Genomic DNA, 12,648 nt, shown 5'->3' on the forward strand with positions numbered 1-12,648 from the left:
AACTTTCACATCTTAGGATTTTTCTTATTTATTATTCAGCTGCGTTCTTCTTTCCCCTGCGCTTAACAGCAATCATAAATCCAAAGAATAAAACTAAGACCATGATTGATGCGATAAGATACGGTGTATTGAACCCGGTATCTTCTTCAGATATATAAACCTCAGCGACTTCCCGGTCCAAAATAACATTGTAAGAACCATCATCAGATTGTTTGATTAAGTCACCATCAACCACTCCACGAAGCTTCTTATCTGCTCCGATTACCTCTTCGGGTAACTTAACGTTCACTGTCCCTGATGTATTATTTAAGGCAACAATCCATGTCTCTTGATCATTTGACCGTTTGAAAATGGTGAATCCGTCTTCGTTATGAAGCATTTCAATATCACCATTACGAAGCGCTTCTGATTCATTTCTTAATTTATTTAGGTCGCCAATATATTCAATTAGTTCCTCGTCCGTTTTAAAGTTTGAAATCGGATGACTCTCGGGCGCTTTCTCACCGTTTACCGCAATTTCAGTTCCGTAAGGCATTACAGGAACCCCAGGGAACATGAACAAAGCAGTAGCTGCTAATTTCCATCTCGTTGGTGGAAACATTCTTAGTTCAAACATTTCATACGTAAACCTTGGTCCTGATAACTCATCAAATTGAATGATATCTGCTCCCGTATTTTCTTCAAACAATGCTAGCGGTGCAGTCGCTGGATTTACTTGCACGAATGCCTGTTTTAATACATCCATCTTTTCTATATTTGGTACAGAGTCAAAATTCGCTGTGGATTGTTCAGTTGATATTACATAAATATCGTCATTTACTTCTTTAAGCTCAGCAATTACTTCATTTAGATAAGTATCATCAAAATCAGCAAGTTTTGTTAACCGAATCCCGTCTAACTCATATGTTTTAACAAATGAAATGACTGCCTCTTTCAACTTTTTCTGCACGTCAGCATCTGAACTATCCCAATTTATGATTCCATCACCTGCTGGAGTTGAAGGTAATAATCCATCTTTGGCCCATACGTGATCTTCACTTACACCGCTGAGCGGAAAATCTGCAATTACCTTTAATTCATTTTCGTGTAACTTGTCTATCATTTTAGCCAGATCTTCATCTGTTCCAAAATTCGGCTCAAGTTTCTCATAATCGAGCACTTCACTACCGTCATATTTTGCTGTACTAAATATTGGTCCTAACGAAACCATTGTAAGACCCATTTTCATAATATAATCGACACGATCATGAATGCCGGCAAAGTCTCCTCCGCTAAACGCGCTCAGATCTTGTGGATTAGTACCTTCGTCGTTATTATAATTACCATTATTAAATCGGTCCACAAGAAGATCATATATACTTTCATCTTGGAATGATCGATTATTTTCTGCTAAAACACCCATTGGATTGATGATAGACAAAGTCAATACTGCTGATAAAATAATTCCAAACCACCTATTTACCTTCACAAGAAAATCCTCCTCTTACTAAAGCTATCTTTTGTCATTTTACCAAATGATTCGATATGCCGCTATTCTTTCTGTGATAAATGCACCACTATCGATTGAAATGGGGCAAACATGTGAAGACTGTCTCTCCTATGAAAGATGAAAAAACCCGCCGGCGATGAGGCCAACGGGTTTTCTGTCATCATATTATTCTTACATAAAGAAGGTGAATCCAATAGGTAATTTAAACCCAAGGAACATTGCTCCAAATAACGCGATGAAAAAGAATATCCATAACGTCGTAACACTTTTTTCTTTACTCGAACGAACTAGAATCATTTCCATAAATCCAACTGTTAGAAGTCCTAATAAAAACTTAACGCCATAAAGCGCACCTTCATCGTACTTCATACCTTCAATAAATAACATAACACCTGAAAATAGTATTAACACATAAAATAGACGCGCTATCATATGTGTGATTTTTTGGCCTTTCGAACCCCTTGCGAGGACTGCGGCTACGAGGAAGAAAATAATCCCAACAACCCATGTAAAAATATGAAAATGTGTACTTGCTAAAAATGACATTTAAAGATTCACTCCTTCAGTATAGTAACTTTCTCTAGTAAGCTTATCATAAATTGCTATTTTGCATAAGTAATCATACTCATACAAAACGATTCGACAGCGTACCGATACCTTCAATGGATACTTTAACCGTATCCCCTTCTTTTAGGTATGTCGGTGGGGTCATCCCTTTGCCAACACCAGCTGGCGTTCCCGTTAAAATAACATCACCTGGTTCGAGCGTGACAAAACGTGAGATTTCTGCAATTAATTCATCAATTTTAAAAATCATTGCCTTTGTATTGCCATTTTGTCTTACTTCATCGTTCACTTTTGTAACGACAGACAAGTTATCCGAATTTGGAAGTTCATTTTTTGTAACAAGATAAGGTCCCATAGGACACGAGCCGTCCAAACTCTTTCCAAGGAAAAATTGCCCATGAGCAGTTTGAACGTCTCTGGCAGTAATGTCGTTGGCGATTGTATACCCAAAAACATGATCATATGCGAGTTGCTTCGGTATATTGCGCCCGCCTTTACTAATTACAACAGCCAGTTCACCTTCATAATCCAGGTTTTCGGTCAGCTCCGCATGTATTGGTAAATCTTGTTCATCAGCAGCGATTGTAGTTGGTGATTTCGTGAAAACCATCAACTTTTCCGGTGGTGTATCATCACCCATTTCATTTGCATGATCAAGATAATTTTTTCCGACACAAAGCACATTTTTCGGCGTTCTTGGAATTGGAGCAAGCCACTCTATTGAACTAAATGCGTATTTAAATTTCTTGGCATCCTTATCTTGTTCTGCTTTAATAACGAGCTTGCGAATAGATTCAACAAAATCTAAACCAGACGCAACGCCCTCTATAATCGTTGTTGGAAAATCAGTCTTTTCATAATGGGCTGCTATCGATAACACGTCCCACACCGCTTCTTCTCTCTTCACTTTTGGTCCGAACAACGTCTTACCTTCATATTTGAATGATAATAGCTTCACCTTTTGCCCATCTCCCTTTTACTTGTTTTCTTTATACTTAGTCTATTACGACAATCACTGACTGTTTTCCTTCTATTTCGACGAATTCCCTCCATAAGTCCCCCTTCGCCAGAGCCATTCCAATGGTCCCATTCTAAACTTCGAGAGCCATAATTCGGCGAATAACACTTGAAGGATGAAGACCCCTACTGCAATCCATGTTCCAGTTATAAGATCCACTTTTCCATATAAACCAAACCCGTAAGAATAAAATATCGTTGTCGCAACAATCGATTGCGTAATATACGTCGTCAGCGACATTCTACCAGCTTTTCCGACAGGTCTAAATACCCTTCGGAATATAGGATTCGTGCAAAATAGCAACAGCAACCCCACATAGCCTGCCGCTAGTATGACCCCACCGAATGTATCTTGTAATAGTACAAGATCATACGTTGGATTTCCTAGATGCGGTAGCACTTTTATCCAAAGTCCAAGTGCAAACCCAACGATAGTGACTATCGCAATTTTACCTTTTAACTCCGAAGCTCGTTCAATGACCTTCAATTTCGATAATGCCGCGCCTAGCATAATGATAGGCAGCACTATAAATATGCCCATAAATGCGCCGCCAAGCCCGACAACTAACCACTCAAAAAACCGAAATGTAAATATTTCTCCGAATGTCCCGTTAGCAAATATTTGGATAGAACTTTCAACTTTATCCACATCTGCGAAATCTTCTAGCAATAGATCCGGACTGGTTTTCGCAATAAGCCTCATAGTAAAGTAAATTAATCCAACTGGAATAATATACAAAACTCCCGCGAATGGAATAAGCCATTTTGCAGGAATTCGAACGAATAATATCAGTAAGAAACCTAGTGATGCATACGCAAATAGTACATCACCAGACCATAGTAATAGGGCGTGTAGTAGCCCTATTACTAGTAAAATACTGAGTCGCTTAGCCATTAAAGGTGCGAATGGTGTCTTTCTATCCAGTGATTTTTCATACTGCATGTTTATGCCGTACCCGAACAGAAACGCAAAAATCGGATAAAAACTTCCTTGAACGAATATATCAATCCACCGAAATGTTATTTCATCACTATTTGAACTAAACCATGTATAGGGATCCAAGTGCATATATGGCGTATGGAACACCAACATATTTGCAATAAAGATTCCTAGTAATGAAAATCCGCGCATGATATCTAGTGATTCAATCCGACCATCGAGTGCTGTAGGTGATAATTTCACGTGTCTTCTTCCCCCTGAATATTCACAGTCCTCTCCCCGTCAAACAGATAGAGAACCATTTCTTTAATGTCGATTTTAACAATTCCTTCAATTGCGCGCCTGTATAAGTTCAACTGAATACCGTACTGGTTTTGCATTTCTTTATCAGCCTCGGTATCGGAATTAAAACGCCCCCGAACACGGTCTGTTTTGTAATCCAGGAGAACCCAACCGTCGTCCTCTTTGAACAAGCAATCCGCAATACCTTGCATAATTTGATAATCCCCGTCGTCTTCATGCGCATACGTAAACGGCAACTCACGAAACACCTTTTCTGATGCCATTAACCGCTTTGCAATGTCAGTATCATAAAATTGTACCACCGCATTAACGTTTACCGCTTTAGCCTCTTCAGCCGTCAACAATTGTCTGTCAACGAGCGTCACAAGTAGTTCTTCCACATCCGCCGCATTTTGAGCTACCTTAATGTCGATATGCTGCATAATCGTATGCATAGCCGTCCCTATTTCTGCCGACGAAAGCGCACGTTCCTGCATAAATGCTGGTCGACTATGAAGATAAGCCGTACTTACCTGATCAAGTTCTTTCTCCTGCAAGGAGAAATGAACATCCATATAGGGGTCCTCTTCTTCTTGTTGCCCTAGGATTGCCAGCCGTTTCAACTCACTCACCGTTTGCTTTGACCGTTTCAAAGTTGACGCCTCATAAGGATAAGACCAATCAAACCGACGCTTCACCTCTACAAGAGCTTCTTTCTCCCCCATAAGATTCTTAGGTTTCTCTAATTCCTCAATAGGTAATTCAGCAAGTTCTTTATCCTGCAAGGATAAATGAACATCCTTAACATCCTCAATATCTTCCGACTCAACCCGCGAAACATCTACAACCGACGAGAATGGCAATGCGTTAATTTCCCACCTCGATGGATCCTCGACAAATTGGCCACCTTGAAGGATATCAAATTTACCGAAATCAGTATGCCGTGCAATTGCGGGACCAATCCAATCCAAATAACTATTTGCCCTTGAACGGGTATATTCAGGAAGCATTAATAAAGGGTCTACAAGCTGGGAATCTTGCCACTTCCCTATCTCTCTTTCAACATCTTTAACCGTAGCAATAAGTTCAAGATGTTCTTTTGCTCTTGTCATCGCAACGTATAAAATACGCATTTCTTCTGCTCGCATTTCGAGTTCTTTCTTTTCCTTCATCGCCAAAAATGGTAACGATGTATACGTAATTCGTTTTTCTGGATCTACTGCTTTGACAGCTAACCCAAAATGTTGATCGAACAAGTAGGCTTCATTAAAGTCCATCTTATTAAACTTCCTACCCATCCCCGAAATGAATACATACGGAAATTCTAGACCTTTTGATGAATGGATTGTCATTAAACGTACGACATCTTCCGTTTCAGTGAGTGAGCGCGCTTCACCAAGATCGTCTCCGCGTTTTCTCATCCTGTCCACAAAGCGCAGGAATCGGAATAGTCCTCTAAACGATGTTTTTTCATACTCAATTGCACGGTCGTGAAGAGCACGTAAGTTTGCCTGACGCTGTTTTCCGTTCGGCATCGCGCCGACCATCTCATAATAATGCGTGTCTGTATATACTTGCCATATTAAATCTGACAAAGAACCCCGTCTCGCCAAGTTTCTCCACTCTTCAAAATGAGTGAAAAAACGCTGCAACTTCTCCTGCGTCTCGGGCGCTATACCTGATCCACCCGTTGCCATAAATTGCTTCAGTGCTTCATAAAAAGGTTCATTTTTAGCCGCTAATCGAACGCCAGCAAGTTCATTTTCTGTCATCCCAATAAACGGAGACCGTAGTACTGATGCGAGCGGTATGTCTTGATAAGGATTGTCTATGACGCGCAATGTATTTAAGGTGATCATCACTTCTAAGGCTTCGAAATAGCCCCGTGATAAGTTTGCGTAAATTGGTATCCCCGCTAGCTTAAACTCTTCTACTATTTCGCCCGACCATGTCATCGAGCGCATAAGGATAACAATGTCTCGATATTCCAGCGGACGACGTTTATCTGTAAAGGCATCCGTCACTTCTGCACCCGAGGCCATTAAGCTTTGAATTTTATTAATCATATAACGTGCTTCTGCCTGCGAACTCTTTAAGGTTTGTCCTGCAACTTCCACTTCTGTCTCATCAAAATCGTCTTCGCCGTCTTCATACAAAACGGTTAACTCTGCCGGCATGTCCTTTTCAGGATATTTCGCACCATATTTTAACTCGGCTGCATCATCGTAATTAATATCACCAACACGCATGCCCATCACTTGTGAAAATATAAAGTTCGTTGCGTCCAATACTTCTTTACGACTTCTAAAATTGGCATTTAAGTCGATTTTCAATCCGGTACTATCTCCTGTTTCAGTAAACTGGTTATATTTCCCAAGGAATAATTTCGGTTCTGCAAGGCGAAATCCGTAAATGGATTGCTTAACATCGCCAACCATAAATAAGTTTCCGTCTTCGACATTGCCTTTTTTAACGAACCCAACAATCGTTTCTTGCAGCACGTTCGTGTCTTGATACTCATCGACAAGTACTTCCGAAAATCGACGTTGATAATCAAGTGCAATATCAGAGGCGACAAGCTCCCCGTCTTTTTCTTCTGACAAAATGCGCAGTGCATAATGTTCCAAATCCGAGAAATCGACAATACCCCGCTCAATTTTTCCTTTTTCGAAGCGTTTATCGAAATCAATAACGAGTTCAACAAGCGTATGCATTGCAGGCTCCATCAGCTTGATTTCATCCAGTAATCTGGTTGGTGTTCGAATGAAATAAGTCTCACTTAGATCATTAATAATCTTCTTCACTGTGTCCCGAATCCCTTTTGCCCGCTTTGCAAGTTCCTCATCGCAAGAATCTTTCTTAATAGCGCCGGCTCTTGCCCACTTAAGCGTACCAAAAAATTCAAACGTTTCTTCCCATTTGCCAATTGTAATACGGCGAATCGCCTCATCTATCCATAATAGGTCCGCCTCTGCAGTCGCCTCAAGTGGTGAAGGCCCATCTGGCATTTGCGCAATACGTCGCATGTCTGCCGTAAGCGCCTGCGCCTCTTCCAGCGTATGGCGAATCGTTGTTTTAAGCGGCCCAATAAAATCAAGGTCATCAATGGTCTGTGCACTGTCAATCGCATATTGCTGCGGAATTAGGCGCAGCCACTTTTCAGGTGCCGGGTGAACACGTGAATAATCGTATAACCGGCTTATTAATGTTTCTATCGAACGGTCATCTCGGTCCGAAGTAAAACTATCCGCAAGACGGTAAATTGCTTCGGGGTCTTCTGCGCTATACGCTTCCTCGAGCACTCTACCAATCGTGTCATCCCGAAGTAACGCCGCCTCAGTACTATCGGCCACTCTGAAACCCGGATCAATATCCAGTAAATAAGCGTATTGCCTTACGACGTTTTGGCAAAACGAGTGAAGTGTAGAAATCTGTGCTTTATTTAACAAATTTAGTTGCCTGCGCAAATGGACCGAATCTGGTTTGTCTGCAATCGCTTCTTGTAGTGCTTCTCCCATTCGGTGTCTCATTTCAGCAGCAGCGGCATTGGTAAACGTAACGACAAGTAATTCATCAATGTCTATGCGGTCTTTTTCATTAATAACTTTTTCAATCATTCGTGTAATGAGTACTTTGGTCTTTCCAGAACCAGCGGCAGCCGAAACGAGAATATCTCTCCCCGACGCCCATATTGCTTTCCACTGATCATCTGTAAACGTGAGTCCTTCTGGTTTCACAGGTATATTATTCATCCACTGCCACCTCCTTGCGCATTTTTCCGAGTGATGTTTCTGCATCTAATACATCGTATTTTCGATAGTCTTGTGCTGGATCCGATTGATCAAACTGACAAACAGATTGATACGGGCAAAATTGACAAGGCATCTTATCACGTAATTTATATGGAAAGACGCGCGTATCTCCTGCGAGCATCGCATTTCCTGCTTTTTGATGTCGGGTTCTCACATAAGAACGCATCATCTGCAAATCTTCCGAAGCCAATACTTTCGAGGCCTTTGTAAAATCGCCATCCTTTTTCAGTGCCGCTGGAACAATCATAGACGATCGTCCAATATCGAAATCCATTCCTTCGACAACATCCGGACTTCCTAGTAAATACCCGCGCATCTTAAATGATTTTGCAATCTCAGTTTCTAAGTGAGCAGGCGACAGTTCAGTTCCGGGTCGAATCATCGGATTGTGAACATGCATATACAACAATCCAGCTGGATCTGCCTCAACCCCTAGTAAGTCAATCGCATGTTCCAGGGCAACATCTAGATAGGTCATCATTTGTAGCGATAATCCGTAATACACTTCGGTCAAATCAAGTTCACGGGCAGATGATTTGTAATCGACAACACGGAGATAGTTTCTGCCTTTAATTTCAGAACTATCTATTCGGTCAATTCGACCACGAAGTTTCATTGTTTCTCCCGTCATAAGAGGTATTTCTAATGAAGACAATTCTTCTCCCGGACCAAATCCAGCTTCAATCGCGATTGGTTTAAAGAGCGTCGATTTCGCCTGTGTACTTAATGAATAAATCGTGCGTTGAATAATTTGCGTTAATTTACGCTTAATATATAAATATCGGCTCGTCGATGATAGAATTCGATTGAAGAAATAGGGCGTAATATCTTCTACAGCAGCCTTGGCAATTGACCAACACTCTTCTTTCGTCAGTTCATCCCATGACTTTCCAAGACGCATCGTTTCATCGGATACCCATTTAAGTGCAGCGTGAAATAGATCGCCAATCGCGGGTGCTTCTAGCGTGTATTCTGACCGCTCTCGCAGCCCCAGTCCGAATGATGCGTAATGCTGAAATGGACAGCTGTAATAAGACTCTATGCGCGATACACTCGACACAAATGATTGCCCGTACAAGCCCGTCGTCATATCCGCATGCAGTCTATCTGTTTTATTACCCACTTCCATTGGTCGACGAATTCGACCAATAACCGACTTCCAGTAAGGGTCTTCTTCATAATAATTAAGAACTGCTTGCCATTCCGGTGTTAATTGATTTGACCGTTCCGTTTTTTTTAGTTCCATTGCGGCGAACGGAAGTGCAGCACGCGGATGACTAATATATGCAAATCGGTCACCTTCCTCTGGTAAGTCGAATGGATCCATAACCGCATATGTCGTTTGAATACCAGGTAATAGCTGCGAAATTCGCGAAATATACATGGACGGAATAACTGCTTTTCCTTCTTCATCAGCCACTGGATACGACACGTATAGTTTTTCCCTAGCCGAAGTAAATGCCCGGTACGCCATATAAGTTTCATCCATCAACTTCGTTTTCGAGGTTGGGGCGAGCTGAAAGCCAATTTCCGTAAACCACTCACGGTCGACATCTGACAAAATCCCCTCATTATCAATCCGTTGCGGAAGAACACCGTCACTCACACCAAGCACAAATACCGCATCGATGTTCGTCAAACTCGAAATTTCAATCGTTGAAACCGTCACTTGATCGAGGGATGGTGGGATGCGTGTAAATTCCAGTGAATCAAACCCTTCGTCCAAAATACGGGCAGCTTCCAGGGGTTTCATCGCTTTATCACCAAACATCAGTACAAACTGATCAAGTACTTTAATCCAGCCTGTCCATGCTTGCTCATGTTCCGTTGCACCAAGTAATCGCCCTGCACGCTCTTCTTCAGCACGAAGGTCAATGATTTTGTCATAGACATTCAGCTGTTCCATAAATAAGAACAATGCCTCCGCAAATTCCCGTCCATTTTTCGCTTGTTTCATCCGCTTTTCAAATTGTGTCAGCGGCTCTCGAATGATATCCCGAATCCGGTGCATATCTAGTTCCATCGCAAGCTCTTCATCTGTTTGAACATCTGTATGTAATTCAAGCCCTCTGTACCGTTTCACACGCCAACGCGTATCATCAAACCAACGCGAGCCATAAATCCCGTGTGCAAGTACGTAATTTTCGAGTCGATCCGCGCGTTCACGCCACAACAACTTATCTCCCCCGTGTGGAAAAAAGAGGTCTGTCTTCACTGCACGAAATACCGATTCATAAGACCATCCCGATGTCACAGCTTCTAGAACTGAACGCGAAAACTCAATAAGCGGATGGTGCAACATTGGTTTTTTCCGGCTAATAAATACTGGAATATCATAATGTGGGAATATCGTTTCAATTAACTCATCGTACTTTTCAGGTTGTCTATACAAAATCGCAATGTCTTTATAGCGTTTGCCAGCTGTCGTTAATTCGCGAATGGTTCGCGCGACTGCATGCATTTCCGCTCTCCGGTCCGCAGCCTCGATAAAGGAAACGTTACCTTCCGATGGTTTCGGATTCGCAGGATAATGGTCGAATGCGAACTCTAAATGCTTCAAATCCTCATTTTCATAACGCAGCGCCTCCTTTAAATGCAAACCTTCTTCGATTTCAATAGATTCCAAGTGTGCTAGCTCACGCAAACTTAGTGACGTACGAACAGGATTAAAGAATAACTCATGATCCGCATGTCCCGATAAATTTGACTCCATCGGTAAGGCCACAGTCACACGGTTTCCGTACTTCATTAACTCGGTAATAATTTCATATTCTCTCGTAGTAAAATTCTCAAAACCATCGATGTAAATGTCCGCGCCTAAGATAAAGTCCGCGTGTTTAATTTGCGCGGCAAGCATCGACAAATGCCCTTCACTATCGACATAAGATGTACCTAACTTCTCTTCGATTTTCGTTAATAAAAGTGACAAATCACTCGCTTTGTCTAGTAATATTTGCGGTGCATTGGCCGATTTCAACTGGCCGTGAAGATCATTCATCGTCTCAAAGTCGAGGCAATATCGACTAAACTCTTTTAGTAAGTCGCCTATTTGTTCCGTAAACCCTCGTTTACTAGCAGCTTGTCGGAATAACTTGAATTCCTCACGATTTTCTTCCAGCACACTTCGAACAAGCATCCGGTATCCAAAACCGTCTACTTCTTGTCGAGTAATGCCACCCGCTTCTTGAAGAACACGCCATGCCAACCGTTTAAATGTTGATACCTGCGCTCGTATAATTCCCTTTAATCCATAATTGACCGCTAAACTATGCTCTACTGAAAAGGACATTTGGTCAGGTACAATCACAAAAATTGGCGCACCTAAAGGATCCCGCTCAAGTTCATCCGCAATCTCTCGTTGAATGAAAGACGTCTTCCCAGAACCCGACCTACCCGTAATAAAACGTAACGACAAAATAATCTCCTCCTTTGTTGATAATTAGAATTTCTCATTTTACTTACAAAGACGAAAGTTAAGACTTTTTACCGCTAACTATTCATCTACTATGGATAAGGTTTATTCACTAGTTGATTGGAGTGGAAGGCGGCGTCTCCTGTGGGATTAGCGGGACAGTTGAGACCCCACAGGAGCGTTTTTTGCGACGAGGAGGCTCAACGCCCGCCCCACGGAAAGCGTCAGGGAAAGATTGAACTGTAACTTTCCGCACTGTCCGCCTGGAACGCAAATCTATACTCCTCGGATTTTAATACTAAGTACTGTATTGTGAAATTTATTCATTTAGTTAATAATTAAAGTCCAATAAATATAAAAAACCTGCCACACTCTCTCTTTATTGTATAAGAAGAAAGGGTCGACAGGAAATGTTTCAATAAAATTTAGTTTCTTTTACGGATTTTATCTACATGGCTAAACTCGGCATCCACTTTTTTATTAAAACGGTGCTCAATTCGTTTACCGATAACCCAAAGTAAGATGACGATAATTGCGACAATAATCGTTCTAATCGGTTGCGTAAACAACGCCTTCAAATCAGAGCCAATATAACTAACAGTAAATATCATTACTAGTTTACCAGCCAATAATGTAAACAAGTAATGTGTTTTTTTCATACCAGACAGTCCAGCAACAAGGTTTACAAGTGCCGAAGGTGTAAATGGAAAACAAATAAATAAAAACAACGGGCCAAAACCATTTCGATCTACCCACTTTATCAACTTTTGTACGCGGACACTTTTCGTTAAAAATCGAAGCAAGCGATTATGACCATATTTTCTTATTAAGAGAAAAACCGCATAGGATCCCGCCGATGTTCCGGCCCATGACAATAGAAATCCCAACCACAATCCATAAGCACTTGCATTGGCAACTACGAATACAAATAATGGTAAAAACGGTAGAAATGATTCTATAAATGGAAAAAACAAACCTACTAGTGGGCCTAGCGCTCTATAATGTTTTGACAATTCAATGATGTTATCAACTTCAAACCAAACAGTCATCCAAATCACCCTCGCAACGTTACAGTTTATACTTACAAGTATACCCAATAATCTAAGTTTATCACCAAAATAGACATTAA

The 12,648-nt window shown here is 41.4% G+C and carries 7 protein-coding genes; all 7 read right to left on the minus strand.

Features of this window, described 5'->3' with window-relative positions; all coding sequences use genetic code 11:
- Positions 1-31 precede the first annotated feature (31 nt).
- Positions 32-1,468: an alpha-amylase family glycosyl hydrolase gene (locus KSU66_RS01910; protein ID WP_269049706.1), complete on the minus strand. Its 1,437-nt coding sequence runs from the start codon at positions 1,466-1,468 to the stop codon at positions 32-34.
- Positions 1,469-1,660: 192 nt separating this feature from the next.
- On the minus strand, positions 1,661-2,035 hold the full coding sequence (locus KSU66_RS01915) for a YisL family protein (protein ID WP_269049707.1): 375 nt from the start codon (positions 2,033-2,035) through the stop codon (positions 1,661-1,663).
- Between the two features lie 79 nt (positions 2,036-2,114).
- Entirely contained in the window at positions 2,115-3,014 is a 900-nt protein-coding gene (locus KSU66_RS01920; protein ID WP_269049708.1) for a fumarylacetoacetate hydrolase family protein, read from the minus strand.
- Positions 3,015-3,086: 72 nt separating this feature from the next.
- Positions 3,087-4,256, minus strand: a complete 1,170-nt coding sequence (locus tag KSU66_RS01925; RefSeq protein ID WP_269049709.1) for a DUF418 domain-containing protein — start codon at positions 4,254-4,256, stop codon at positions 3,087-3,089.
- Entirely contained in the window at positions 4,253-8,047 is a 3,795-nt protein-coding gene (gene addA / locus KSU66_RS01930; RefSeq protein WP_269049710.1) for a helicase-exonuclease AddAB subunit AddA, read from the minus strand. The genes KSU66_RS01925 and addA overlap by 4 nt, the downstream gene beginning before the upstream one ends.
- The gene (addB, locus tag KSU66_RS01935; RefSeq protein WP_269049711.1) at positions 8,040-11,522 is read right to left on the minus strand and encodes a helicase-exonuclease AddAB subunit AddB; all 3,483 of its coding nucleotides are present in this window, start codon (positions 11,520-11,522) and stop codon (positions 8,040-8,042) included. The genes addA and addB overlap by 8 nt, the downstream gene beginning before the upstream one ends.
- A 422-nt stretch (positions 11,523-11,944) precedes the next feature.
- On the minus strand, positions 11,945-12,568 hold the full coding sequence (locus KSU66_RS01940) for a TVP38/TMEM64 family protein (protein WP_269049712.1): 624 nt from the start codon (positions 12,566-12,568) through the stop codon (positions 11,945-11,947).
- Between the last annotated feature and the right edge of the window lie 80 nt (positions 12,569-12,648).

It is taken from the genome of Sporosarcina sp. G11-34, from assembly GCF_026931025.1.